The following is a 23,854-nucleotide window of genomic DNA, read 5'->3' as shown; positions in this document are numbered from 1 at the left end:
TGAACCGGCCGATGGCAGGTTGCGTAGAACGCTGCGCGCGAGTTGAGACAAGGAGCCGCGACGCGATGGACGTTTTGGTGAACGGACCCCGAGAAGATACCCGGGGCCGCGAGTACGACCCGGCCACTGGCAAGAGCCGCCCGAGCCGGGAGGAGGCCGAGGCCGCAGTGCGGACCCTGATAGAATGGGCCGGAGACACGCCGGACCGCGAGGGTCTGCGCGACACGCCCGGACGCGTCGTGCGCGCCTATGAGGAATTCTTCGCCGGCTATGACGAGGATCCGGAAGAGGTGCTGGGCCGCACCTTCGAGGAGGTCGAGGGCTATGACGACATCGTCATGCTGCGCGACGTCCGCCTGGAGACCCATTGCGAGCACCACATGGTGCCGATCATCGGCAAGGCGCATGTCGCCTATTTCCCGGCAGGCCGCGTCGTCGGCATCTCCAAGCTGGCCCGCGTGATCGACATCTACGCCAAGCGGCTGCAGACGCAGGAGACCATGACCGCGCAGATCGCCGCCACGCTGGAAAAGGTGCTGCAGCCCAGGGGCGTCGCCATCCTGATCGACGCCGCCCATCAGTGCATGACCACGCGCGGCGTCAAGAAGCCTGGCGTTTCCTGCATCACCACCCGCTTCACCGGCATCTTCCGGGAAGACCGGGACATGGAGCGGCGTTTCCTGGACCTCTGCCGCGGCGTCTGAGCCCCGTAATCGTGATCGCGAAAACAGGTGACGTGGCGCAGGAGCGTTACCATATATGTTTTATGGGACTCTTCGCGCAACATCTGGCCGCCGCCGGCCTTGTGGCCCTGGCGGCGGCGTGCACGCCTTCTCAGCAGGTCACGGTGACCGGCTCGAACGCCGCAGCGCTGACGCCGTCGGCTGTGGAAAGCGTGGCGGTCGTCCCGTCGGAGAACGCTGACGGGGCGTCGAAGGACTACAGTGCCCAACTGGAAAGCAGGCTCCGCGCCGCGGGCTACCGCCTGGCGCCGCGCACCGAGGCGACGCTGTTCGCGACGCTGGACCATGATGTCGGCGAGCCCCGCACGGAGATCGTCGAATTCGAGGTTCCCGAATACCGTACGGAAGAGCGGATCGAGCGAGTCAACGGCCAGTTCGTGACCTTCTACGAAGACGTCCTGTACGGCTACCGCATCGAGACCTACGAGGAGACCGCCTATCCGGCCCATGTCGAGGTGAGCATCTACCGCGCCGGTTCGGGGGCCGCACCGCCCGAGATCGTCTACCGGGGCCGCGCCCGGACAGAGGGGCGCTGCGGCGACATGGACCATCTGATCGGACCGCTGCTGGGCGCATTGTTCGAGGATCTGGATCTGTCGCGCAGCGGCGATACCGTGCACGAACACCGCGTCAAGGTGGAGGACTGCTGAGCCCTTCCGCTGCGCCGCGATGGCGGATGCAGCGGCGCTTCCCGCCAACGAAGCTGTTGCGCCATGGCGATTCTTGCGCCACAACCAACGGCGCACCTCCGGACATCGACAACCGCGTTATTTCCGTCCGGGCGTTTGAAATCAGGGGTCCGTTCACGTTCAATGTTTTCCAGGCTTCTAGGCTGGCTGTCCGCCGACATGGCAATCGATCTCGGGACGGCCAATACGCTGGTCTACGTCAAGGGCCGCGGCATCGTCCTCAACGAGCCGTCGGTGGTGGCGATTACCAATCACCGGGGCAAGAAACACGTTCTGGCGGTCGGCGACGAGGCCAAGCTGATGCTCGGGCGCACGCCCGGCAACATCGAGGCGATCCGCCCGCTGCGTGACGGCGTCATCGCGGACTTCGACGTCGCCGAAGACATGATCAAGCACTTCATCCGCAAGGTGCACAACCGGCGCAGCTTCGCCAGCCCCCGGGTCATCATCTGCGTGCCCTCCGGCTCCACGGAGGTCGAGCGCCGCGCGATCATGGAATCGGCCGAAAGCGCCGGTGCGCGCCAGGTCTTCCTGATCGAGGAACCGATGGCCGCCGCGATCGGCGCCAACCTGCCGGTCACGGAACCCACGGGCTCCATGGTCGTCGACATCGGCGGCGGCACCACCGAGGTCGCCGTGCTCTCGCTGGGCGGCATCGTCTATTCCCGCTCCGTCCGCGTCGGCGGCGACAAGATGGACGAGGCGATCATCGCCTATATCCGCCGCAACCATAACCTGCTGGTGGGCGAAAGCTCCGCCGAACAGGTGAAGAAGGAGATCGGCTCCGCCTGCCCGCCCGACGAGGGCGACGGCATGACGCTGGAGATCAAGGGCCGCGACCTGATGAACGGCGTGCCGAAGGAACTGGTGATCAGCCAGCGCCAGATCGCCGAAAGCCTGGCCGAGCCGGTCGGCGCCATCATCGAAGCCTGCAAGGTCGCGCTGGAGCATACCGCGCCGGAACTCGCCGCCGATATCGTCGACAAGGGCATCGTGCTGACCGGCGGCGGCGCGCTGCTGGGCAATCTGGACTATGTCCTGCGTCACGCCACCGGCCTGCCCGTCTCCATCGCCGACGAGCCGCTGAGCTGCGTCGCCATGGGCACCGGCCGCGCGCTCGAGGAGATCAAGACGCTCAAGCGCGTGCTGCTCAATACCGACTGAGCGGGATTCGACAGGACCGTCGCCCGCGCTATCTGGTCCGGAGACGGGACAGCGAGGGGGGATTTCCATGAAACTCTACGATCTGAACGCCGGCTCCAATCCGCGGCGGGTGCGCATCTATCTGGCCGAGAAGGGCCTGGAGGTGCCGATGCAGGCGGTCGACATGATGAGCCACGAGAACGAGGCGCCCGACTACCTGAAGATCAACCCGCTGGGAAAGATGCCGGCGCTGGTGCTCGACGACGGCACGATCCTGACCGAATCCATGGCCATCTGCCGCTATTTCGAGGAACTGAACCCGGATCCGCCGATGTTCGGCCGCGACGCGCTGGAAAAGGCGCAGGTCGAGATGTGGAACCGCCGCGCCGAGCTGGAGGTCGCAATCCCGACCGCCCAGTGCTTCCAGAACACCCACGAGTTCTGGAAGGACCGCCTCGAGCAGGTGCCCGCCTGGGGCGAGGCCTGCAAGGCGAAGGTCTTCGACCGTCTGCGGATGTTCGACGCTCACATGGAAGGCCGCGAATTCCTGGCTACCGGCGACTACACGGTCGCCGATATCTCGCTCCAGTGCGGCATCCTGCTGGGCAAGGCCGTCGGCATCCGCGTGCCCGACGAACTGGAGAACCTCTCCGCCTGGTGGCGGCGCGTCACCTCCCGCCCGACAGCGCGGGCCTGAATCTCACGGCGCCACGGCGCCCGCCACAGGACTGACCGCCCGCGGACGGGCACCCGTGTGAGTGGCATCGCGCTTGCGACTGCCGTTGGCCATGAGGGGAATCGAACACATCGCAAGACTTCTGGGCCTGGGACGCAAACAAATTGCGTCACAGGACCGGCGAGCGTCGCAAAGAGTGACAATCAACCTGCCCGTGCGCGTGACCGGCGAGAATGACTGCGCCAATGGCGCCTGCATTGCCCGCAATGTCTCAGAGGGCGGCATGCTGGTCACGCCGAACCTGACCGGTGACCGCGGTCGGCGAGTCAGGGTCGACCCGGGCCAGGGCGCGGAAGCCGTGACGGCGCGGATTGTCGGTCAGCGTCCGGAGGGCACGGGCCTCGCCTTCCTGGCCGGGGAAGAAGGCCGGGCGCTGGCCCACTGGATGGTCGAGCGCGCCCATGGCGGCGGCGCCTGAGGCGACTGCCGTCGACAGTGTAATCACCTGACACCACTCCGCCTTAACCGGGCCTTAAGCCCCGCCGATCCATCCTGCGCCGGTCAGAGTAACAAGGGTGTTCCCCCGATGGGCATGATGTCCGATCTCGCGCGCCGCGTACGTCAGTTCAACATGCTGTTTGCGCCGCCGCCGCAGCTTCGCCGGCAGCATGAGCGCTTCGAGGTTTCCGTCGAGATCGAGATCGAGACGGCGGACGGCACGATCAGCCGCTGCCGCACCATCGACATCTCGAATGGCGGCGTGTTCGTGGAGCCGCCCCTGCCCGCCGAAGTCGGCGACCGCATCTACATCAGCGTCGGCATGCTGCTGCGCCGCGTCGAGGGCGAGGTCCTGGCCCACCGTGGCGGGGGCTCCGCGATCCGCTTCGCATCTGCGGCCCATGGCGCGGCGCTGACGGCCTGGCTGCTCGACCAGAGCCGCCGGAAGGTCAACTGACCGCCGAGAGACGCGCCAGAGCATCCGCGATCAGCCGGCGCGTCAGTTCTCCCGCGCCGGTCGGCCGCGCCAGTCCGGCCGCCTGCCCCGACCAGAGCGAAGAGAAGTCGGCCCGTCCCTGGGCCTCGGCCGCCTGCTTGAGCGGCGCCAGCGCCTCGCCCGCCGTGGGAAACGGCGGCGCCTCGGCGGCCATCGGGCCGACCTCCCGCATCACCCGGTTGACGATGCCGCGCGCCGGCCGCCCCGAGAAGACATTGGTCAGCGCCGTCGAATCGTCGACGGCCTCCGCGAGCGCCTGACGGTGCAGATCGGAGATCGTCGCCTCGGGCGTGAACAGGAAGGCCGTGCCCACCTGAACCCCGGCGGCGCCGAGCACCAGCGCCGCCGCCACGCCGCGGCCGTCGGCAATGCCGCCGGCGGCGATCACCGGCGCCGCGACCGCGTCCGCAATCTGGGGCACCAGGGCCATCGTGCCGGCCTGGCTGGCTATGTCGTCGCCCAGAAATATCCCGCGATGGCCGCCGGCCTCATAGCCCTGGGCGATGATGGCGTCGCAGCCCCGCGCCTCGAGCCAGCGCGCCTCCGCCACGGAGGTCGCGGAGGCGATGATCTTCGCGCCGGCGGCCCGGACCCGCTCCAGCAGGTCCCCCGAGGGCAGGCCGAAATGGAAGCTGACCACGCCGGGCCGGACCTCCTCGACGACCTCGCAGGCCCGGTCGTCGAAGGGCTCGCGCAGCGGCGCGGCGGCCGCCCGGCCCGGATCCAGCCCATGCTCCTCGTAATAGGCGGCAAGCCGCCGGCGCCAGCGGTCCTGCGCCGCCGGGTCCGGCGGGCGGGGCGCATGGCAGAAGAAATTCATGTTGAACGGCCGGTCGGTACGCTGCCGGATCACACCCGCTTCCGCGCGCATCCTGTCGCCGTCCAGCATGGCGCAGGGCAGCGAACCCAGCCCCCCGGCGGCGGAGACCGCAGCGGCCATCTCGGCGCCGTTGGCGCCCGCCATCGGCGCCTGGATCAGCGGCAGTTCGATCCCCAGCAGGTCGGTCAGTCGGGTGTCAAACCGTGTCATGACGTCCTCCGGAAAGCAAAGAGGGCCGCTGCCCCGGATCGGGCGCGGCCCTCGATAAGCTCAAGCGGCGCGATGAATCAGAGCTTGCGCTCGACCATCATCTTCTTCAGCTCGGCGATCGCCTTGCCCGGGTTCAGGCCCTTCGGGCAGGTCTTCGCGCAGTTCATGATGGTGTGGCAGCGATAGAGCTTGAAGGGATCCTCCAGCTTGTCGAGCCGGTCGCCCGTCGCCTCGTCACGGCTGTCGATGACCCAGCGATAGGCCTGCAGCAGGACCGCCGGACCCATGTAGCGCTCGCCGTTCCACCAGTAGCTGGGGCAGGAGGTCTGACAGCAGAAGCACAGGATGCACTCATATAGGCCGTCGATCTTGGAACGGTCCTCGCGCGCCTGCAGGCGCTCCCGGTCCGGCGGGGCCGGCGACTTGGTCTGCATCCAGGGCTCGATCGAGGCGTACTGGGCGTAGATATGGGTCAGGTCGCCGACCAGATCCTTGACCACTTCCAGATGAGGCAGCGGATAGATCTTGACGTCGCCCTTCACCTCGTCGACGCCCTTGGTGCAGGCCAGCGTGTTGGTGCCGTCGATGTTCATCGAGCAGGAGCCGCAGATGCCCTCGCGGCAGGAGCGGCGGAAGGTCAGCGTCGGATCGACCTCGTTCTTGATCTTGATCAGCGCATCGAGAACCATCGGCCCGCAGTCGTCCATGTCCACCTCATAGGTGTCCACGCGCGGATTCTCGCCCGAGTCCGGATCGTAGCGGTAGATCTTGAAGGTCCGGGTATTGGCGCCGTCGCCGGCCTTGGGCCAGCTCTTGCCACTACCGGACTTGATGCGGGAGTTCGCCGGCAGATTGAATTCAACCATTGCTTCGTCCTCTTGGGCTGCGCGGCGTCAGTAGACGCGCGCTTTCGGCTCGATGTACTCGATCTCGTTGGACAGCGTGTAGGTATGCACCGGCCGGTAGTCGATGGTCACTTCGCCGGATTCGTTGATCCAGGCCAGCGTGTGCTTCATCCAGTTGGCGTCGTCGCGGTCCGGGAAGTCCTCGTGGGCGTGGGCGCCGCGGCTTTCCTTGCGGTTCTCCGCCGAATGCATGGTGACCACCGCCTGGCGGATCAGGTTGTCGAGCTCCAGGCTCTCGACCAGGTCCGAGTTCCAGACCATCGAACGGTCCGTGACCTTCAGGTCGGGCATTTCGCGGTAGACCTCGTCGATCTTCTGCTTGCCCTCGGAGAGCACCTCGGAGGTGCGGAACACCGCGCAATTGTCCTGCATGACGCGCTGCATCCGGTCCCGGATCGCCGCCGTCGGCGTGCCGCCACTGGCGTTGCGGACCTTGTCGAGCCGCGCCAGCGCCTTGTCGACGGAGGCCTTGTTTGTCTCCGGCAGGGAGCGGCCCGCCTCCAGGATCTCGGCGCAGCGATTCGAACAGGCGCGCCCGAACACCACCAGGTCGATCAGTGAATTGGAGCCCAGACGGTTGGCGCCATGGACGGAAACGCAGGCGGCTTCGCCTGCAGCCATCAGGCCGGGCACCACCGCGTCGGGATCGCCGTCGCGCAGCGTCAGCACCTCGCCGCGGTAGTTCGTCTGGATGCCGCCCATGTTGTAGTGCACGGTCGGCAGCACCGGGATCGGCTCCTTGTTGACGTCCACGCCGGCGAAGATGCGGGCCGATTCGGAGATGCCCGGCAGGCGCTCGGCGATGATGTCGGGGTCCAGGTGGTCCAGGTGCAGGTAGATGTGATCCTTGTCCTTGCCCACGCCGCGGCCCTCGCGGATCTCCATGGTCATGGAGCGGCTGACCACGTCGCGGCTGGCCAGATCCTTGGCCGACGGCGCATAGCGCTCCATGAAGCGCTCGCCCTCGGAGTTCACCAGGTAGCCGCCCTCGCCGCGCACGCCCTCGGTGATCAGGCAGCCTGCCCCGTAGATGCCGGTGGGATGGAACTGCACGAACTCGAGATCCTGCAAGGGCAGGCCCGCGCGCAGCACCATGCCGCCGCCGTCGCCGGTGCAGGTATGGGCCGAGGTCGCCGAGAAATAGGCGCGGCCATAGCCGCCGGTCGCCAGGATGGTCATCTGCGCGCGGAAGACGTGCAGCGTCCCCTCCTGCAGGTTCCAGGCGAGCACGCCCTGACAGGCGCCATCCTCGTCCATGATCAGGTCGATGGCGAAGTACTCGATGAAGAAATGCGTGTCGTTCTTCAGCGACTGGCCATAGAGGGTGTGCAGCATGGCGTGGCCGGTGCGGTCGGCCGCCGCGCAGGTGCGCTGCGCCGCCGGGCCCTCGCCGAAATTGGTCGTCATGCCGCCGAAGGCGCGCTGGTAGATCTTGCCCTCGTCGGTGCGGCTGAAGGGCACGCCGAAATGCTCCAGTTCCAGCACCGCGTTGACCGCGTCGCGCACCATGTATTCGATCGCGTCCTGGTCGCCGAGCCAGTCGGAACCCTTGACGGTGTCGTACATGTGCCAGCGCCAGTTGTCAGGGCCCATGTTGCCGAGCGAGGCGGAGATGCCGCCCTGTGCGGCGACGGTGTGGGAGCGGGTCGGAAACACCTTGGTGACGCAGGCGGTGTTCAGACCGGCTTCGGCGCAGCCCATGGCCGCGCGCAGGCCGGCGCCGCCGGCGCCCACCACCACGACGTCGAACTTGTGCTCCGTGTACGGATAGGCTTCGGACATCGGGTTCACCCTCCAAAGGCGATCGTGAGGACGGCCAGAATGCAGATCAGCGCGCCGATCCAGCATCCGAACGTGTTCGCGAACATCATGAACAGCCGCGAGGCCGGGCCGTGGACATAGTCCTCGATGACGACCTGGACCCCCAGCTTGAGATGCCAGAACACGGCGACGATGAGCAGCAGCAGAACGCCGGTGACCAGTGGATTGCCGACAATGCCGGCGGCGGTGAGGTAGTCGGCGCCGGCGAGCCGGATCATCAGCACGACGAAGGCGAAGACCAGCGGAATCAGCGCGATCGCCGTGACCCGCTGCATCCACCAGTGCTCGGTGCCGTCCTTGGCCGAGCCGAGGCCGCGCGCATTCTTCAGTGGCGTGTTGAGTGCGGAACGCTTCATGGCGTCAACCTCCGTAGGCGTAGGCCGCCACCCAGGCCAGTACGGTGAGCACCAGCGAGGCGATCACCACCGTCCAGCCCGAACGGTAGACCGCCGGAATCTCGAACCCCCGGCCGGCGTCCCAGAAGAGATGCCGGATGCCATTGCAGAGGTGATAGAACAGCGCGGCCGTGAAGCCGAACAGCACCAGGCGGCCGATCCAGCTGCCCGCCACGCCCAGCACGTAGGTGTAATATTCCGGCCCGCTGGCCAGCGCGACCAGCCACCAGATCACAAGCAGCATGCCCAGCCCAAGGAACACGCCCGTGATGCGATGCAGGATCGACATCAGGGCCGTGATCTGAAGCATGTCATAGACTTGCAGATGCGGCGACAACGGGCGATTGGTGTTCGCCATGACCGTCCCCCTCATTCGCTCCGGCCGGTCTGAAACCGGCCCCGAGCTCCATGATCCCCTGGTACGGAGTCCCCCCGGATTCGCCGGACCCCCGCAACCGAGACGCGATTGTAGGCCGATGCCCCCGACTGTCAACGCGAGACCGCCCTGCCCCTCGAAGCCGGCGGGGGGCAAGTGCATGGCGCGGCGGCGGATTCCGAGATTGCCGTGGCGCTTGCGGCGGACTAGGTTATGTACAGGTTGGAGACGTAGATTTCGGGTTAGCCCATGCTTGCTGCGGATGTGACCGGGACCCTGTCGGCGCGGCGTGTGCTGCTGATCGTCGGCGGCGGGATCGCGGCCGTGAAGATACCGGACCTGATCCGGCGCCTGAGGGAGCGCGGCGCGGCGGTGCGCCCGGTGCTGACCCGTTCGGGCGCCGAGTTCGTGACTCCGCTCGCCCTTTCGGCACTGGCCGAGGAGAAGGTCTACACCGAGCTGTTCGACCTGACCGACGAGGCGGAGATGGGGCACATCCAGCTGTCCCGGCAGGCCGATATCGTGCTGGTCGCGCCGGCCACGGCGAATCTGATGGCGCGCATGGCCGCTGGCCTGGCCGACGATCTGGCGACGACGCTGCTGCTGGCGACCGACAAGCCGGTGATGATCGCACCGGCGATGAACGTGCGCATGTGGCAGCATCCGGCGACCCGCCGCAACCTGGCGCAGCTCCGCGACGACGGCGCGATCGTCGTCGACCCGACGGAGGGCGCGATGGCCTGCGGCGAGTTCGGACCCGGCCGCATGGCGGAGCCGCTGGACATCGTCGCGGCGCTGGAGCGGCACTTCGCCGGCGGCCCGCTGGCGGGACTGAAGGCGGTGGTGACCAGCGGCCCGACCCACGAGCCGATCGATCCGGTCCGCTACATCGCCAACCGGTCCTCGGGCAAGCAGGGCCACGCCATCGCGGGCGCGCTTCGCCGGCTGGGGGCGTCGGTCACCCTGGTCAGCGGCCCGACCGGCCTGCCCGATCCGCCGGGGGTCGAGACCGTGCGGGTGGAGACCGCGGTCGAGATGCGCGACGCCTGCGAGGCGGCCCTGCCCGCCGATATCGCCATCTGCGCCGCGGCAGTGGCCGACTGGCGGGTCGAAGCCGCGGGACAGAAGCTGAAGAAGCGGGAAGGCGGCGGTGCGCCGGAGCTCAGTTTTGCGGAAAATCCCGACATCCTTGCCGGGCTGGCCGGCCACGCCAGCCAGCGGCCGCGCCTGGTGGTCGGTTTCGCGGCCGAAACGCAGAACGTCATCGAATACGCCGAGACCAAGCGCCAGAAGAAGGGCTGCGACTGGATCGTCGCCAATGACGTCAGTCCCGACACCGGCACCTTCGGCGGCGACCGGAACTCGATCACGCTGATCGGCGCGGGAGAGCCCGAAAGCTGGCCGCCCATGGCCAAGACCGCCGTCGCCGAGCGCCTGGCCGACCGCATCGCCCGCTTCTTCGGAAGCACGCCATGAACCTGGACGCCATCCCCATCCGCCGGCTGGCGCACGCCGCCGATCTGCCCCTGCCCGCCTATGAGAGCGCCGGGGCGGCGGGCATGGATCTCCGCGCGGCGATCGACGCGCCGCTGATACTGGCGCCCTGGCGCCGGGCGATGGTGCCGACGGGTATCGCCATCGCCCTGCCGCCCGGCCACGAGGCGCAGGTGCGCCCGCGATCCGGCCTCGCGGCCCGTCACGGCGTGACGGTGCTGAACAGCCCCGGCACGGTGGACGCCGACTATCGTGGCGAGGTCTCCGTGATCCTGGTGAACCTCTCGGCGGAACCCTTCGAGATCCGCCGCGGCGACCGCATCGCCCAGATGGTGGTCGCCCCGGTCAGCCGCTGCGCCTGGCGGGAAGTCGAAGCGCTCGAGGAGACCGCCCGTGGCGGCGGCGGCTTCGGCTCGACGGGGGTGGGCCGGCCATGACCGACATCCTCCGCCTGCCGAAGAAGACCATGTTCGCACTCGATGCCGTGCTCGACGTCGCCTACAACGCTCGGCCCGACCCGGTGCAGTCCAAGGACATCACGGCGCGACAGAAGATTCCGCCGCGCTATCTGGAGCAGGCGATGCAGCAGCTCGTGCGCGCCGGCATCCTGAAGGGCGTGCGCGGCCCCCGCGGCGGCTACACCCTGGCCCGGGAGCGCCGGCGCATTACCGTGGCCGACATCGTCCGCGTCATCTCCAGCGACGACGAGCCGGAGGAGGATACGGGCTCCGACCTGGGCCACAAGGTGGTCCGGCCGCTGTGGAACGAGATCCAGCTGGAGATCGTCGACCGGCTTTCGGAGATCACACTGGAGGATCTCTGCCGCCGCGCCGAGTCCGCCAAGGTGCCCAAGGCCGCCAGCAACACGCGCGATTTCACCATCTGACGGCGGCAACGCCGACCCCTGGGGAGGGGGACAGAACGCCATGACCGACTTCGAACGCTTCACGCCGCCGCGCGGCCGCATCTATGATTCAATCGTCGAGACCATCGGCTCCACGCCGCTGGTGCGCCTCAACCGCATCGGCGAGAACCTGGCCGAGGGCGCCGCGATCCTGGCCAAGCTGGAATTCTTCAATCCGCTCTCCTCGGTCAAGGACCGCATCGGCGTCTCCATGATCGAGGCGCTGGAGGAAACCGGCGATCTGAAACCGGGCGCGACCATCATCGAGCCGACGTCGGGCAATACCGGCATCGCCCTGGCCTTCGTCGCCGCCGCCAAGGGCTACCGGCTGATCCTGGTGATGCCGGAAAGCATGTCGATCGAACGGCGGCGGATGCTGAAGCTGCTGGGCGCGGAGCTGGAACTGACTCCGCCGGAGAAGGGCATGAACGGCGCCATCGCGCGCGCCAACGAACTGATGGCGGATAACGCCGGCGCCGTGATGCCGCAGCAGTTCGCCAATCCCGCGAACCCGGCGATCCATGTCGCCACCACGGCCGAGGAAATCTGGGCCGACACGGCCGGCAAGGTCGACGTCATCATCGCCGGCGTCGGCACCGGCGGCACCATCACCGGTATCGGCCGGGTGCTGAAGCAGCGCAGGCCCGGCGTCCACATCGTCGCCGTCGAGCCCGAGGACAGCCCCGTGCTGTCGGGCGGCAATCCGGGACCGCACAAGATCCAGGGCATCGGCGCGGGCTTCGTGCCCGACAATCTCGACCGCTCCGTGGTCGACGAGGTGCTGACCATCGGCAACGAGACAGCCTTCGAGACCGCGCGCCGCCTTGCGCGGCTGGAAGGCATTCCCGTCGGCATTTCGTCGGGCGCGGCGGTCGCCGCGGCGCTGGAGGTCGGTGAGCGGAAGACCATGGCCGGCAAGACGATCGTCGCCATCCTGCCGTCCTTCGCCGAACGCTATCTCTCGACGGCGCTGTTCGAGGGGCTCTGACTCCGCCTCACTCGAGGCAGCCGAGCGCTTCGTATTTCGGTTTCAGTTCGTCGAAGGATTTCGGCGACCAGTCCGCCGCGTCGGCGTCCAGTTTCGCCATGACCGCCGGCGCCAGCCGATCCGACAGCACGTCCAGCGTATGCAGGATGTAGCGTTCGACGGTGAAGCTTGCAGCCTCGCCGAAGGTTTCCAGCGTGACCCGCCCCCAGAAATAGGCCGTGTCCGCCGCGCCGCCGCCTTCGGCGTAGCGGTAGACGGTGCGAAGCTGGGCCATGGCGTTGCCCTGCAGCGCCACCAGTTCGTCGCAGCGGGCCGCCGGATCCTCCGCCCGGCCGCCGCGGTAGAAACGGCGCGCCTTCAGGGCCAGCGCGGGCCCGTAGCCGGCTTTCGCCGCCTCGGTCAGCCGGCGCTCGGCGAAATTCGATTCCGGCTGACCCAAAACGTACTGGGCCGGCGCGAAACCGGTGTCGGCGGACTTTTCCAGCATGTTGTTGATGGCGCTGGACATGGCCCGGCCGGGCCCGATCGGCTCGCCATAATCGGCCATCACCAGCAGGGCCCAGCCCGCCCCCGCCTCGGCATGGGGCCCGGCCAGACGCCGCGCCTCGCCATATTCGCCGCGCTCCACCGCGGTCAGGGCGGGGGCCGCGGCGGCGCGCTCGGCCGCCGGCACATGGGGCTGCAGGTCGTCCAGCACCGGGTGCAGCGTCTCCGGCGCCCGGCTGGCCGAGATCCAGAACCGTTCGAGCGGCACGCCCTCGAAGACGAAAAGGGTGCCGCCAACCCGGCGCTCCAGGCGATAGGCGCCGTAGCGCGGCCGCATCCAGCTTTCCAGGCCGATCTCCCCGGCCCAGCGCTTGACTGCCTCGCGGCCGGCCACGTCCTCGTCGTGCGCCAGCCCCGCCAGGGCCGGCTCCAGCAGCGGGGCCAGATCGGCGAAGGCATAGAGACCCGGATCGGCGGAAGGCAGCAGCGGCACCTCCAGACGCAAGCCGATCAGCGCACGGCCCCGCACCAGCAATTGGGCCGAAACGTCCTCGCCGTTGGGTTCGCCCACCGTCAGCGCCCGGACGCCGGGCAGACCCTTTGCCGGCCGCTCGACGATCGCCGCCCCGGCGAATGCATCGGTATCCGCCAGCCGCGCGAGCACCGTCTCGGCTTCCGGGTGCAGCGGTCCGAGTTCCAGGGATCGGGCCGCGCCTCCGCCGGTCACAAGGACCGCGACAAGGACGACGAGACGACAGAGAACAGCGTTACGCACCTTTTCACCTCATTGAGCCGCCGATCGGGCCAGCCTAGCGCCCGCAGGCATTCCGGACGAGGGACCGCGGTCACAGTCGCAGCGGCCGCCGCCGGCCCGGCAGGACTTGCCGCCCGGGGCCCGACCCGGCAAATCCTGATCGGCAGAATTTGTCTGGTATTTTATGTATACCAACTCAACTATTTGATTTTATTGATATTCACGAAGATGGAAATTCTGGCCCGAGGGTTGCGAACCGGGTTGCAGCGGGCAAAAGGCCGGCTAACCGAAAACCCAATCCAGAACGGAGCAATCAAATGTTGTCAGTGAACACCAACGCTGGGGCGATGGTCGCCCTTCAGAACCTCAACAGCACCAACCGGGAGCTGGCCGAGGTTCAGTCGCGCATCAATACCGGCCTCAAGATCGCCGGACCGAAGGACGATGGCTCCACATTCGCCATCGCCCAGAACATCCGGTCCGAGATCTCCGGCATCGATGCAGTCAAGAACAGCCTGGACCGTGGCGTCTCGGCGACCGATACCGCGATCGCGGCCGGTCAGTCGATTTCGGACCTTCTCATCGAAATGAAGGAGAAGTCCGTCGCCGCGACCGACGCCAGCCTTGACACGGCCAGCCGAAATGCTCTGGACGCGGATTTCGCCGCGCTCCGCGATCAGATCGGCACCATCGTCAGCAACGCCGAGTTCGACGGCATCAACCTGATTGACGGCTCCATCTCCAGCATCGCGGTGCTGGCCAACGATGAAGGTTCGTCCATCACCGTTTCGGCCCAGCAGCTTTCGGCGAACACCGGCCTGAGCGTCGCTTCCGTCGACCTCAGCACGGCGACCAACGCGGCCGCCGCCCGTTCCGCCGTCAATGCGGCGATCGAGACCGCCAACGCACGTCTTGCCTCTCTCGGCACGGACGCGAAGAGCCTGGAAATCCACAAGGACTTCGTCGGCCAGCTGCAGGATACCCTCACGCAGGGTCTCGGCAACCTGGTGGACGCGGACCTGGCCAAGGAGAGCGCCCGCCTCCAGTCGCTGCAGATCAAGCAGCAGCTGGGCACGCAGGCCCTGTCCATCGCCAACCAGGCGCCTCAGTCCATCCTGGGCCTGTTCTAGGGCCCGCGCAGGGGGATATGGAGCACACCGCTCCATATCCCTTTGCGGCCTTTTCCGACCACAATGAACCACAATTTACTTTCCTTGGTTAATCGGTCATTCACCATTTTACTCTAGTCAAGACGAATTCTTGATTTATTGATTGAACAATTGGGCGCGACTGGGCAATTTCTGCCGGAACTATTTGCCTACTCCCGGCAGAATCTGCCGGCAAGAATTGCCGGGCAGAATCGCTCCACGGAAATTTCTTCCGCCTTTTCAACAATTTAGATATCCGGAAAAACTGGCCCATCCATTGCGGAAGAAGCGGCGCGGGCAAAACGCCCGTTGTTGAACCGCCAACTTCCAGAATGGAGACTACCAATGGCAATTTCCGTCAACACCAATACGGGTGCGATGGTCGCCCTGCAGAACCTCAACAGCACCAACAAGGAGCTGGCCCAGGTTCAGTCGCGCATCAACACCGGCCTGAAGGTCGCCGGACCGAAGGACGATGGCTCCACCTACGCCATCGCCCAGAACATCCGCGCCACCATCTCCGGCTTCGATGCGGTCAAGAACAGCCTCGACCGCGGCGTCTCGGCTGCCGATACCGCGATCGCGGCCGGCCAGTCGATCTCCGACCTTCTCATCGAGATGAAGGAGAAGGCCGTCGCCGCGACCGACGCCAGCCTCGACACGTCCAGCCGTAACGCCCTGGCCGCCGACTTCACCGCGCTGCGCGACCAGATCGGCACCATCGTCAGCAACGCCGAGTTCGATGGCGTGAACCTGATCGACGGTTCCATCTCCAGCATCTCGGTGCTGGCCAACGATGAAGGTTCGTCCATCACCGTTTCGGCCCAGCAGCTGTCGGCCAATACCGGCCTCAGCATCGCCTCCGTCGACCTGACGACCGCCACCAACGCCGCGGCCGCCCGTTCGGCCGTGGATGCCGCGATCGACACGGCGAACTCGCGTCTCGCCTCGCTGGGCACGGACGCGAAGAGCCTGGAGATCCACAAGGACTTCGTCAGCCAGTTGCAGGACACCCTGACGCAGGGCGTCGGCAACCTGGTGGACGCGGACCTGGCCAAGGAGAGCGCAAGGCTCCAGTCGCTGCAGATCAAGCAGCAGCTGGGCGTGCAGGCGCTGTCCATCGCCAACCAGGCGCCGCAGACGATCCTGGGTCTCTTCTAAGGGCCCGCTCACAGGGGATATGGGGCCGCGAGGCTCCATATCCCCGCCGCGGCCCCCGCGCTGAGGACGGAACGACCGGGACAAGCCGGCGAAGACGGGTCCGCAGCGCAAGGGGTCTGACCATCGGGGGATGGCCATGATATCCGACGCAACGACCGGTCAAGTCATCGGCGTTGAACCGACGAAGGCGACGCGGAAGGTCGAAAAAGCGACCGAGGCGCGGCCCAGGGATTCCGAAGTCCGGCGGGACACCGCCGAGATGCTGGAACAGCGCCGCACGCGGGAAGAAGAGCCCCGCGTGGACCGCCAGGGCGCGGCCCGCATCGTCGGCAAGGCCATGATGGCCGACTACCCGCCCAACGCCAGTCTCGAGATCGACGTGCTCGATGAAGGCGGCGGCTTCGTCTACAAGGCCGTCGACCCGGAAACGGGCGAAGTCCTGAAGCAGTTCCCGGCCGAAGAGGTCCTGAAGCGACTGGAGCGACTGTCCCGTCTCAAGGGTCTCGCCGTCGACGAAACCATCTGACAACGACGCACCGGCACGAGCGGCTCGCAAAGGGGCGCCCGCGCGACAATATGGATGCCAGTACCACCTGAGCGGAGCGATTCGTGAGCATCCGCGGCAAGCGACTGGCGATCGGCGCGACGGCCGGGATTCTGATCCTGTTGGCCGCGATCGTGCTTGCGCGCACCTGGCTGGCCGAGCGCGCCGCCGAATACTACCTCGCCGGCCGGGGCATCGAAGAAGCGGCGCTGGACGTGACCCGCCTGGACTTCGAAGGCGCGGAAGTCCGCAACGCGCGCCTGGGAGACAGCGCCTCGGCGCGCCGCATCGAGATCCGCTACGACCTGTCCGCAGGCGCGGTCCGGCGTGTCGCCGCGGAAGGCGTGGACCTTTCGGTCGCCTGGCGCGACGGCGCGCTGGACCTCGGCCCGCTGGCGGAGTTCCTGGCCGGCGCCGGCACGGAAGAAGCCGCGGCCGGTCCGGGCCCGCGGCCGGAAATCGCGCTCAGCGATCTTTCGGTCGATATCGATACGGCGGAAGGAGTCGCGCATGTGGACCTCCCCGGCACGATCGACCTCCCGCCCGGCGCGCCACCGATCCTGAATACCCCCTTCAGCCTTTCTCATCCGCGGCTGGAGGCAGAGGGACGCATCGAGACAGCGGTGACGCCGGAGGGCGCGACGCGAATCAGCGGCGAACTGGCCCGGCTGCGTCTGAAGCGGGAGGGTGAGGCCCGGCCTCTCGATGCCGAGGGAGTCTCGTTCGATGTCGCCCTCGGTGAGGAGCGATTCGAGGTCACGCTTCAGGGCGCGGTCCCGGATCTGGGTCTGGACCTCGCCGCCAGCGGCGACGGCGCGCTGCCTCCGGGCGATGGGGACACGGCGATCGATCTTCGCCTGCGCCTGACGAACGCCGCCCGGCTGGGCGAGGCCGTACCCGAGACGGGCCTGCAGTCGGGGACGGCCGACCTGCATCTGACCTTTCGGGGCCGCCTGCCCCTGGAGGGGCCCGGCGAGACTGCGGCCGCCAGTGGCATTCTGGAGACCCGGCTGGACGCGGACCTGGTGGGGGACGGCCGTCATTTCGAGAGCCTGCGCGCGGTTCTCGACGCCGGCACCGACTTCTCCGCCACGGGCGCCGAGACCGAATTCGGGACCGCCGACATCCTGGCCAGCGGGCTCAACGAAACGCTGCTGCCCGACGCCGTGGCAAGCCCCTCCACGGTTGCGCTTCTGGGCCCCGACGTCACGCTGACCCTGAGCGAAGGTTTCCGGCTGCGCCTGCACCGCCCGGAACGCCTCATCGCCGGTGAAACGCCCCTGTCTGTGGAAGCCGGGGGCCGGCTGCTGCTCCGTTCCGCTGCATCTGCAGACGCCGGCTTCGAGCGGCTCGCCTGGTCGCCCGACGGCATCTCCGCCCGAGGGCTCAGCCTCGCCGCGCGGAATCTGACCATCGGCGGACAGCACCTGCGGGAACTGGACTACACCGGCGGTCTGACGCTGACGGACCGGCTGGTACTGGACGGCCGTCTGGAAGCGGCGGCGGATCGTGTCGCGTTCGGCGGCGTTACCATCGCCAACATCGAGGCGGAGGCGCGCGTCGACGCCGAGGGGGTGGAGGACGGAACGGATCTCGGTCTCTCCGACGTCATCATCAGCGCCGGGGGCATCGAAACCGCCGACGGCGCGCCATGGCCCGGCCCGTTTTCCGTCGCGATCGACCGGGCGTCCGTCATGCTCGGCCCCTGCGCCATCGACCGCTGCACGCCGATGGCCCAGACTGTGGCGAGCGGCCCGCTGCTCGGCCGGATTGCCCTGCCCGCCTTCGCGGTAGAAGGACTGGTGGCGACAGGCGGCCCGGAGGAACGCCGGGTGCGGCTGGCATTGCCAGGCACGATCGCGCTGACCGGCGGCGGCGTGCTCGAAATCGGTAGCGGGTTCGAACTCACCCACCCGGCCTTCCGGGCGGAAGGCCGGATCGCCAGCGAGGCGACAGGCGAGAGCGGACAGCGCCTGACCGCAAGCGTCAGCGAACTGATCCTGATACAGGGCGATGCCCGCACCCTCGTCAGGCCCGAAAACCTGGAACTGACCATCAAGTCGCGACCCGAAGGCATCGATGCGCAGCTGGATGCGAACGCGCCGGAACTCGGGCTCGACGGAAGCGCCACACTGAGCGCCCCATGGTCGCTCGACCGGCAACATGCCGAACTCCGTATCGATGCGGCCCTGAAGGATGCGGGGCGGATCGCAGGGCTTCACCCGAACCTGCCCGCCGTCTCGGGTCCGGCGGCGCTGAAGCTCGACTATCGCGGCGGCGGCGCGGAGGACGGCGAACTGTCGCTGAATCTGGACGCCGCGCTGCGGGACATCGCGGGAATCGGCGTTCTCGACGCCACAATTGCCGCCGAGGGCACGGTCGGAGCCGGCGGGACGCTTGCCCTGGAAGGCCGGCTCGACACGGGGCTGGCCGGTCTCGACGCCGGGGGCGTCGCCGTCGACGGCCTGCGCCTGCAGTCGCCGTTCACGGTCAGCGGCGACCCGGAAGGAACCGCTATCCGGCTGCGGCGCGGCACGCTGCGCACGGAGGGGGTGAGCGCACGGGGCGGCGTTCGGATACCCGGCCCGGTTACGGCCCGGGTCAACAGCGCAGAGCTGCGGCTGGGGCCATGCACGCTGTCGGCCTGCAATCCCGCGCCGGGCGTCGCCACCGCCAATCTGGACCTCGACACCCTTGCGATCCGAACGGGGGAAACCCCCGGCCCGATCCGCCTGACGGGAATACGCGCCTCGCTCCGGACCGACCTCGCCAGCGGGCTCGACCGTCTGGACACCGACATCGCCGCGGCGACGGCCGAGGCCGAGGGGATGGCGCGGCTGGACGGCCTCTCCCTGGCCGGCCTTGTCAACCTGGCCGGCGCGCGGCTGGACCAGCGCTTCGCCGTCGACGGCGTCGCGATCGACCCGGCGCTGCTGGCGGGTGCGCCGCCGCTGGCCCTGAGCGGGCGGCTGACCGGCCCGATGTCGGCCCCCGCGGTGACCGGCGAGGCGCGCAGCCTGTCCGGCCCGGAACTGAAGGCCGAGATCGCCCTGGACGGCGGGATCGCGCGGATATCCCTGGGGCCGACCCATGCCGGGACGGCGATGTCGTTCCTGCAGAAATTCACCGCCCTGGAAGCGGACGCGGTCACCGCCGACGGGACCGTAGCGGGCGACTTCGTTCTGCCGCTGTCCGATGGCGGTGGCGGCCGGGCCACGGTGCGCCTGAGCGACGTGTCGCTGCTGACGGCGGAGGCGGAAGTGTCCGGCGTCAACGGCACGGTCGCCCTCGCCTCCCTGTCGCCGCTGCGCACGCCGCAGACCCAGACACTCAGGATCGGCCGGCTGGAGGCCGGCGTCCCGCTGACCGACATCATTGCCGCCTTCGACATCGACAGCGGGCCTGAAGGCGCCAAGCTGCACTTCAGCACGCTGAGCGGCGAGATGCTGGAAGGCCGCTTCGCCTTCGAGCCATTCTCGGTCACCGCACCGCCCAGGGATGCGGACCTGCGTCTCGGGCTTGACGCCATCAGTCTGGCCGAACTGACCCAGCTTCTCGGCCTGGGCGGCGTCAGCATGGACGGGGAACTCTCGGGGGTCGTGCCTGTCACCATCATCGGGGGCGAGCAGGTCGCGATCAACGACGCACGGCTCTCGGGCGGGACGAACGGAGTCTTGCGCATCAGCACCGACCGCGCGCGGCAGGTGCTCGGCGACCGCGGCGGTGAACAGGTCGACCTGATGCTGAAAGCGCTGGAAAACTTCCGCTACACCAGGCTGGATATCCGCATCGACAAGGCGCCCGAGGGCGAGGCGCGGATCGAAGTTCGGCTGGAAGGGCGCAATCCGGATCTGCTCGACGCCCATCCCTTCGTCTTCAACATCAACGTCGAGGGCAACGCGGACCGCCTGGCGGAAACCATCCTGACTGTGTACCGCGCCAGTTCAGGCGTCATTCAGACCGGCGTGCGCACCTTGCAGTAATCTCTGCCAGCGCCAAGATGTAGTCAGGATGAATCGGAACAAGAAAATGATCGAGAAAGACCAGGTCCGGGGGGCCTCGGCCATCGCCGCCTCGATGCTGTTCGGCGCCGCCCTCGCCGCCTGCACGCCAACCGTCGCCGTGCAGGCGCCGAAAGAGCCCATCACCATCAATCTCAACATCAAGCTTGACGCCGATGTCAGGGTGCGGCTGGAAGAGCAGGCGCAGGAAGACATCAAGAAGAATCCGGAGATATTCTGATGGTCCGATCCATTCTGCTGGCCCTGGTGGTGCTGTTCGCGCTTGGCGGCGGCGCCCTTGCCCAATCGCTGGACCAGATGCGCAGTTCCGGCGCGGTTGGCGAGCGTTATGATGGTCTGCTGGAGGCGCGGGAACAAAGCGCCGAACCCTTTGTGGCACGGGTCAACGCCGAACGGCTTAAGATCTACGCCGACGCGGCCCAGAAGCAGGGTGTGAGCGTCGACGATGTCGGAAAGGTCTACGCCAAGGAAATCATGAAGAAGGCGCCGGCGGGAACCTGGTTCCTGGGACCGGACGGCAACTGGCGGCGCTGACGCCGTCGGCGGCGCCAAGGGAGGGGGATCATGTTCAACCAGCTTCGCCTCGATGGCCGCATCGCCCTTGTGACCGGCGGCAGCAAGGGCCTCGGCCGGGCCATGGCGCTGGGTCTCGCTTCGGCCGGCGCCACGGTGGTCGTCGCCGCACGCTCCGAGGGGCCGCTGCTGGAAACGGTCGAGGCGATCGGGCTGAAGGGCGGCAACGCCGACCACCGCATCCTCGACGTCACCGACGAGGCGGCGTGCAAGGCGACGGTCGAATCCGTCGTCGCCGACCGCCGCCGGCTGGACATCCTGATCAACAATGCCGGTTTCATCAGCCGCGCCCCGCTGTCCGAGAGCACGACGGACGACTACCGCGCGGTCATCGAGACCAATCTCGTCTCGCTCTACGTTCTCGCCCGGGAGTCGGCCCGGCACATGGCGGCGCAGGGCCGGGGCCGCATCATCAACATCGGCTCGGTGATGAGCCGAATCGCGCGGCCCAACATCAGCTCCTATGTCGCCACCAAGCACGCCGTCACCGGCCTGACGAAGTCGCTGGCGGTGGAACTGGCCGACAAGGGGATCTGCGTCAACGGCATCGCGCCCGGCTATTTCGGCACCGAGTTCAACAAGCCCCTGATGGCGGATGCGGCCTTCACGCAGATGGTGGAGGAGCGCACGCCGGTGGGCCGCTGGGGCCGGCCCGACGAGATCGCCGGCGCTGCGATCTTCCTTTCCTCGGACGCTGCATCATATGTCACCGGGCACATGCTGTTCGTCGACGGCGGAATGACCGTCAAGCTCTGATCCGGGGGGATCGATGGAAACCAGACGCCTCTGGCAGGTGGACGCGTTCGCCGACCGCGTCTACCGGGGGAACCCTTGCGCCGTCGTGTTCGACGCCGAAGGGATTCCGGCCGAACGGATGCAGCAGATCGCCGCGGAGATGAACCTCTCGGAGACGGTCTTCCTGCTGCCGCCGACGCGGGACGACGCGGACTACCGCGCGCGCATCTTCACGCCGCGCAGCGAACTGCCCTTCGCCGGCCATCCGACGATTTCCGCGGCCTTCTGCGTGCACGAAAGCATGCGTCAGGCGGGCCTCGGGCCACTGCCCGGGATCCTGCGCCAGGAATGCCACGCCGGCGTCATTCCCGTCGCGGTCGCGGCGCGGGGCGGCCTGCCCGTCTTCACCATGACCCAGGTCGCCCCAACCTTCATCGACATCGATCTGGGTGCCGCAGAGGTCGCGGCCGCTCTGGGCTGCGCCGAAGGGGATCTCGCCGACCCGCCGGTCGAGGCCGCCAACACGGGTATCGCCTGGATGTTCGTTCGCCTGCCTTCGCCGGAGTCAGTTGCGGTGCTGAAGCCCGACATGACCGCGATCGCGGAGCTGTCGAAACGGACCGGCATCACAGGGCTGGCCGTCTGGTCGGTGGGCGCGACGAACCCGGGCGTCGACGTGAAGCTGCGCGCCTTCGCCCCGGCGGAAGGCGTGCCTGAGGATGCGGCGACCGGCTCGGCCAATGGCTGCCTCGCCGCGCTGATCGCCCGCTCCGCCGCGCTGGGCGCGGGGCCTGTCAGCTATATCGCCGAGCAGGGCGTGGAGATGGGCCGCGACGCCCGCATCGTGGCCGCCACCGACGGGCCGGACAGCGGCCCGCGCATCGGCGGCCATGTCGTCCGGGTCATGGAAGCGGTTCTGACGGTGTAGCGCAGGCGGGCCGGGTATGGCCGGGCCGGCCAGCCCGCCGTCTCCAGGATTCAGAAGGCGCGCGAGCCAGCCATACCATCCCTCGCACGCCAACCTGCATTCACCACTTTACGGGCAGGCTCATCAGGCCGCGCAGGGTGAAGGTCGGCCGCCAGTCCGGCTCGCCGTCCAGATCGAGCCGCAGGTCCGGCAGCCGCTCCAGGATCGTGCGGAAGGCGACATCCGCCTCCACCCGTGCGAGCTGCGCGCCGATGCAATGGTGGATACCGCCGCCGAAGGACATGGGCCGCACGTCCTTGCGGTCGATGCGGAAGCTGTCCGGGTCCTCGAAGCGATCGGGGTCGCGGTTGGCCGCGCCCAGCAGGCAGAGCACATGGTCGCCCTGCGGGATGGTCACGCCGCCGACCTCGACGTCCTCCATGGCGCAGCGCCCGGTCATCTGCACCGAGGAATCGTATCGCAGCATCTCGTCGACCGCGCCCGGCACCAGGTCCGGCTCGGCCTTCAGCCGCTCGAACTGTTCGCGGTCGGAGAGCAGCGCCAGCATGCCGTTGCCGAGCAGATTGACGGTGGTCTCGTGGCCCGCGCCGAAGAGCAGGATCATGTTGCCGACCAGCTCCTTCTCGCTCAGCCGGTCCCCGTCTTCCTCGGCCTGGACCAGCACGGTCGTCAGATCGTCCTTCGGATTCTTCCTGCGTTCGCCGAACATCTCCCGAAAATAGGCCTCCCACTGGGTGAAGCTGTCATTGGCCGCCTGCAGTTCCTCCTCGGACATCGGCGTCGGGTCGATCAGCCGCCCCGTCGCCTTGCCGCCGAACTCGAAGCGGTCGCGGTCCTCCCGGACGATTCCCAGCATGTCGCAGATGACGTTGAGCGGCAGCGGGTAGGCGAACTGGCGGATGAAATCCATCGCTCCCTTGCCCTCGACCCGGTCGAGCAGCTCGTCGACCAGCGTCCGGATCTGCGGCCGGAGTCCCTCGATCCGCTTCGCCGTGAACGCCTTGGAGACCAGTCCCCTGAGCCGCGTGTGGTCCGGCGGATCCTGCACCAGCATCCAGTGGCGCATGGAGGCGTAGGCGGGATGCCTGAACACCTCCTCGCCATAGCGCTGGATGGTGCGCTGCTCGAAGCCCTTGCCGAAACGGCGGTCCTTCAGGATCGAGGCGACGTCCTCGTAGCGGGTGGCGACCCAGAAGCCCATCGGCGTCTTCATCGTCGGCTGCGTCGACCGCAGCATGTGGAAGGACGGATAGGGATTGCGCAGGAACTCGGGCGAGAAGGGATTGAACATCCCCGGCGATGGCTGCGGGCTCTGATCGTTCATGGCGTGCCTCCCCCGGCAAAT

At 67.9% G+C, this 23,854-nt stretch carries 25 protein-coding genes; 18 read left to right on the top strand and 7 right to left on the bottom strand.

What is annotated here, in order from left to right; all coding sequences use genetic code 11:
• The first annotated feature begins 65 nt into the window (after positions 1-65).
• From folE to CWC60_RS11015, 6 genes are all read left to right on the top strand, one after another.
• Positions 66-704, top strand: a complete 639-nt coding sequence (gene folE / locus CWC60_RS11040; protein WP_109794055.1) for a GTP cyclohydrolase I FolE — start codon at positions 66-68, stop codon at positions 702-704.
• Between the two features lie 62 nt (positions 705-766).
• Complete coding sequence (locus CWC60_RS11035) at positions 767-1,393, top strand: hypothetical protein (protein WP_109794054.1); 627 nt, start codon at positions 767-769, stop codon at positions 1,391-1,393.
• A 162-nt stretch (positions 1,394-1,555) separates the two neighbouring features.
• Positions 1,556-2,596 carry a rod shape-determining protein gene (locus tag CWC60_RS11030; RefSeq protein WP_109794053.1) on the top strand — a complete coding sequence of 347 codons (1,041 nt, stop codon included), beginning with the start codon at positions 1,556-1,558 and terminating at the stop codon, positions 2,594-2,596.
• 67 nt (positions 2,597-2,663) lie between these two features.
• Positions 2,664-3,272 (top strand): glutathione S-transferase family protein, encoded by a 609-nt coding sequence (locus CWC60_RS11025; RefSeq protein WP_109794052.1) that lies wholly within the window; start codon positions 2,664-2,666, stop codon positions 3,270-3,272.
• Between the two features lie 91 nt (positions 3,273-3,363).
• On the top strand, positions 3,364-3,729 hold the full coding sequence (locus CWC60_RS11020) for a PilZ domain-containing protein (RefSeq protein WP_109794051.1): 366 nt from the start codon (positions 3,364-3,366) through the stop codon (positions 3,727-3,729).
• A gap of 117 nt (positions 3,730-3,846) precedes the next feature.
• Positions 3,847-4,206 (top strand): PilZ domain-containing protein, encoded by a 360-nt coding sequence (locus CWC60_RS11015; protein ID WP_164516489.1) that lies wholly within the window; start codon positions 3,847-3,849, stop codon positions 4,204-4,206.
• On the opposite strand, the gene CWC60_RS11010 is transcribed toward CWC60_RS11015, so the two are convergent.
• From CWC60_RS11010 to sdhC, 5 genes are all read right to left on the bottom strand, one after another.
• Positions 4,199-5,275, bottom strand: coding sequence for an NAD(P)H-dependent flavin oxidoreductase (locus tag CWC60_RS11010; RefSeq protein ID WP_109794049.1), 1,077 nt, complete (start codon positions 5,273-5,275; stop codon positions 4,199-4,201). The two genes, CWC60_RS11015 and CWC60_RS11010, sit on opposite strands and share 8 nt — an antisense overlap.
• A 77-nt stretch (positions 5,276-5,352) precedes the next feature.
• Complete coding sequence (locus tag CWC60_RS11005) at positions 5,353-6,141, bottom strand: succinate dehydrogenase iron-sulfur subunit (protein ID WP_109794048.1); 789 nt, start codon at positions 6,139-6,141, stop codon at positions 5,353-5,355.
• 27 nt (positions 6,142-6,168) lie between these two features.
• A complete protein-coding gene (gene sdhA, locus CWC60_RS11000; protein WP_109794047.1) occupies positions 6,169-7,962 on the bottom strand; it encodes a succinate dehydrogenase flavoprotein subunit in 1,794 nt (597 codons plus the stop codon).
• 5 nt (positions 7,963-7,967) lie between these two features.
• The gene (gene sdhD / locus CWC60_RS10995) at positions 7,968-8,357 is read right to left on the bottom strand and encodes a succinate dehydrogenase, hydrophobic membrane anchor protein (protein ID WP_109794046.1); all 390 of its coding nucleotides are present in this window, start codon (positions 8,355-8,357) and stop codon (positions 7,968-7,970) included.
• A 4-nt stretch (positions 8,358-8,361) separates the two neighbouring features.
• Positions 8,362-8,754: a succinate dehydrogenase, cytochrome b556 subunit gene (gene sdhC / locus CWC60_RS10990; protein WP_109794045.1), complete on the bottom strand. Its 393-nt coding sequence runs from the start codon at positions 8,752-8,754 to the stop codon at positions 8,362-8,364.
• Between the two features lie 267 nt (positions 8,755-9,021).
• Between sdhC and coaBC the strand changes: the two genes are divergently transcribed.
• From coaBC to cysK, 4 genes are read left to right on the top strand one after another with little or no spacing between them, the layout of a single operon-like run.
• Positions 9,022-10,248, top strand: coding sequence for a bifunctional phosphopantothenoylcysteine decarboxylase/phosphopantothenate--cysteine ligase CoaBC (gene coaBC, locus CWC60_RS10985; RefSeq protein ID WP_109794044.1), 1,227 nt, complete (start codon positions 9,022-9,024; stop codon positions 10,246-10,248).
• Positions 10,245-10,703, top strand: a complete 459-nt coding sequence (dut, locus tag CWC60_RS10980) for a dUTP diphosphatase (protein ID WP_109794043.1) — start codon at positions 10,245-10,247, stop codon at positions 10,701-10,703. The genes coaBC and dut overlap by 4 nt, the downstream gene beginning before the upstream one ends.
• Positions 10,704-10,708: 5 nt before the next feature.
• The gene (locus tag CWC60_RS10975) at positions 10,709-11,152 is read left to right on the top strand and encodes an RrF2 family transcriptional regulator (RefSeq protein ID WP_109794184.1); all 444 of its coding nucleotides are present in this window, start codon (positions 10,709-10,711) and stop codon (positions 11,150-11,152) included.
• A 40-nt stretch (positions 11,153-11,192) separates the two neighbouring features.
• The gene (gene cysK / locus CWC60_RS10970) at positions 11,193-12,158 is read left to right on the top strand and encodes a cysteine synthase A (RefSeq protein ID WP_109794042.1); all 966 of its coding nucleotides are present in this window, start codon (positions 11,193-11,195) and stop codon (positions 12,156-12,158) included.
• 7 nt (positions 12,159-12,165) lie between these two features.
• Here cysK and CWC60_RS10965 read toward each other — a convergent pair whose 3' ends face one another.
• Positions 12,166-13,419 (bottom strand): hypothetical protein, encoded by a 1,254-nt coding sequence (locus CWC60_RS10965; protein ID WP_125182769.1) that lies wholly within the window; start codon positions 13,417-13,419, stop codon positions 12,166-12,168.
• A 296-nt stretch (positions 13,420-13,715) separates the two neighbouring features.
• Here CWC60_RS10965 and CWC60_RS10960 point away from each other — a divergent pair, with 296 nt between their 5' ends.
• The 8 genes from CWC60_RS10960 (at position 13,716) to CWC60_RS10925 (ending at position 22,509) form a co-directional block, all read left to right on the top strand.
• Positions 13,716-14,528, top strand: coding sequence for a flagellin (locus tag CWC60_RS10960; protein ID WP_109794040.1), 813 nt, complete (start codon positions 13,716-13,718; stop codon positions 14,526-14,528).
• A gap of 363 nt (positions 14,529-14,891) precedes the next feature.
• A complete protein-coding gene (locus CWC60_RS10955; protein ID WP_109794039.1) occupies positions 14,892-15,707 on the top strand; it encodes a flagellin in 816 nt (271 codons plus the stop codon).
• Between the two features lie 136 nt (positions 15,708-15,843).
• Positions 15,844-16,233 carry a flagellar protein FlaG gene (locus CWC60_RS10950; protein ID WP_164516488.1) on the top strand — a complete coding sequence of 130 codons (390 nt, stop codon included), beginning with the start codon at positions 15,844-15,846 and terminating at the stop codon, positions 16,231-16,233.
• 83 nt (positions 16,234-16,316) lie between these two features.
• Complete coding sequence (locus tag CWC60_RS10945) at positions 16,317-20,234, top strand: intermembrane phospholipid transport protein YdbH family protein (protein WP_109794037.1); 3,918 nt, start codon at positions 16,317-16,319, stop codon at positions 20,232-20,234.
• Positions 20,235-20,280: 46 nt separating this feature from the next.
• On the top strand, positions 20,281-20,493 hold the full coding sequence (locus tag CWC60_RS10940) for a YnbE family lipoprotein (RefSeq protein WP_206419889.1): 213 nt from the start codon (positions 20,281-20,283) through the stop codon (positions 20,491-20,493).
• Entirely contained in the window at positions 20,493-20,807 is a 315-nt protein-coding gene (locus CWC60_RS10935) for a YdbL family probable chaperone protein (RefSeq protein ID WP_109794036.1), read from the top strand. The genes CWC60_RS10940 and CWC60_RS10935 overlap by 1 nt, the downstream gene beginning before the upstream one ends.
• A gap of 30 nt (positions 20,808-20,837) precedes the next feature.
• Positions 20,838-21,602 (top strand): SDR family NAD(P)-dependent oxidoreductase, encoded by a 765-nt coding sequence (locus CWC60_RS10930; protein WP_109794035.1) that lies wholly within the window; start codon positions 20,838-20,840, stop codon positions 21,600-21,602.
• Positions 21,603-21,615: 13 nt separating this feature from the next.
• Positions 21,616-22,509, top strand: coding sequence for a PhzF family phenazine biosynthesis protein (locus CWC60_RS10925; protein WP_109794034.1), 894 nt, complete (start codon positions 21,616-21,618; stop codon positions 22,507-22,509).
• 100 nt (positions 22,510-22,609) lie between these two features.
• Here CWC60_RS10925 and CWC60_RS10920 read toward each other — a convergent pair whose 3' ends face one another.
• The gene (locus CWC60_RS10920) at positions 22,610-23,833 is read right to left on the bottom strand and encodes a cytochrome P450 (RefSeq protein WP_109794033.1); all 1,224 of its coding nucleotides are present in this window, start codon (positions 23,831-23,833) and stop codon (positions 22,610-22,612) included.
• Positions 23,834-23,854: the final 21 nt, after the last annotated feature.

The sequence above is a fragment of the Minwuia thermotolerans genome (genome assembly GCF_002924445.1).
GTDB classification, from domain to species: Bacteria; Pseudomonadota; Alphaproteobacteria; order Minwuiales; family Minwuiaceae; genus Minwuia; species Minwuia thermotolerans.
Note: the sequence above shows the minus strand (reverse complement) of the source record. Positions and strands in the feature narration are given on the sequence as shown.

Bases quoted from the DNA above. Each gene is read 5' to 3' on its own strand.
- folE (WP_109794055.1), top strand. From the start codon at position 66: ATGGACGTTTTGGTGAACGGACCCCGAGAAGATACCCGGGGCCGCGAG.
- CWC60_RS11035 (WP_109794054.1), top strand. From the start codon at position 767: ATGGGACTCTTCGCGCAACATCTGGCCGCCGCCGGCCTTGTGGCCCTG.
- CWC60_RS11030 (WP_109794053.1), top strand. From the start codon at position 1,556: ATGTTTTCCAGGCTTCTAGGCTGGCTGTCCGCCGACATGGCAATCGAT.
- CWC60_RS11025 (WP_109794052.1), top strand. From the start codon at position 2,664: ATGAAACTCTACGATCTGAACGCCGGCTCCAATCCGCGGCGGGTGCGC.
- CWC60_RS11020 (WP_109794051.1), top strand. From the start codon at position 3,364: ATGAGGGGAATCGAACACATCGCAAGACTTCTGGGCCTGGGACGCAAA.
- CWC60_RS11015 (WP_164516489.1), top strand. From the start codon at position 3,847: ATGTCCGATCTCGCGCGCCGCGTACGTCAGTTCAACATGCTGTTTGCG.
- CWC60_RS11010 (WP_109794049.1), bottom strand. From the start codon at position 5,275: ATGACACGGTTTGACACCCGACTGACCGACCTGCTGGGGATCGAACTG.
- CWC60_RS11005 (WP_109794048.1), bottom strand. From the start codon at position 6,141: ATGGTTGAATTCAATCTGCCGGCGAACTCCCGCATCAAGTCCGGTAGT.
- sdhA (WP_109794047.1), bottom strand. From the start codon at position 7,962: ATGTCCGAAGCCTATCCGTACACGGAGCACAAGTTCGACGTCGTGGTG.
- sdhD (WP_109794046.1), bottom strand. From the start codon at position 8,357: ATGAAGCGTTCCGCACTCAACACGCCACTGAAGAATGCGCGCGGCCTC.
- sdhC (WP_109794045.1), bottom strand. From the start codon at position 8,754: ATGGCGAACACCAATCGCCCGTTGTCGCCGCATCTGCAAGTCTATGAC.
- coaBC (WP_109794044.1), top strand. From the start codon at position 9,022: ATGCTTGCTGCGGATGTGACCGGGACCCTGTCGGCGCGGCGTGTGCTG.
- dut (WP_109794043.1), top strand. From the start codon at position 10,245: ATGAACCTGGACGCCATCCCCATCCGCCGGCTGGCGCACGCCGCCGAT.
- cysK (WP_109794042.1), top strand. From the start codon at position 11,193: ATGACCGACTTCGAACGCTTCACGCCGCCGCGCGGCCGCATCTATGAT.
- CWC60_RS10960 (WP_109794040.1), top strand. From the start codon at position 13,716: ATGTTGTCAGTGAACACCAACGCTGGGGCGATGGTCGCCCTTCAGAAC.
- CWC60_RS10955 (WP_109794039.1), top strand. From the start codon at position 14,892: ATGGCAATTTCCGTCAACACCAATACGGGTGCGATGGTCGCCCTGCAG.
- CWC60_RS10950 (WP_164516488.1), top strand. From the start codon at position 15,844: ATGATATCCGACGCAACGACCGGTCAAGTCATCGGCGTTGAACCGACG.
- CWC60_RS10940 (WP_206419889.1), top strand. From the start codon at position 20,281: ATGATCGAGAAAGACCAGGTCCGGGGGGCCTCGGCCATCGCCGCCTCG.
- CWC60_RS10935 (WP_109794036.1), top strand. From the start codon at position 20,493: ATGGTCCGATCCATTCTGCTGGCCCTGGTGGTGCTGTTCGCGCTTGGC.
- CWC60_RS10930 (WP_109794035.1), top strand. From the start codon at position 20,838: ATGTTCAACCAGCTTCGCCTCGATGGCCGCATCGCCCTTGTGACCGGC.
- CWC60_RS10925 (WP_109794034.1), top strand. From the start codon at position 21,616: ATGGAAACCAGACGCCTCTGGCAGGTGGACGCGTTCGCCGACCGCGTC.
- CWC60_RS10920 (WP_109794033.1), bottom strand. From the start codon at position 23,833: ATGAACGATCAGAGCCCGCAGCCATCGCCGGGGATGTTCAATCCCTTC.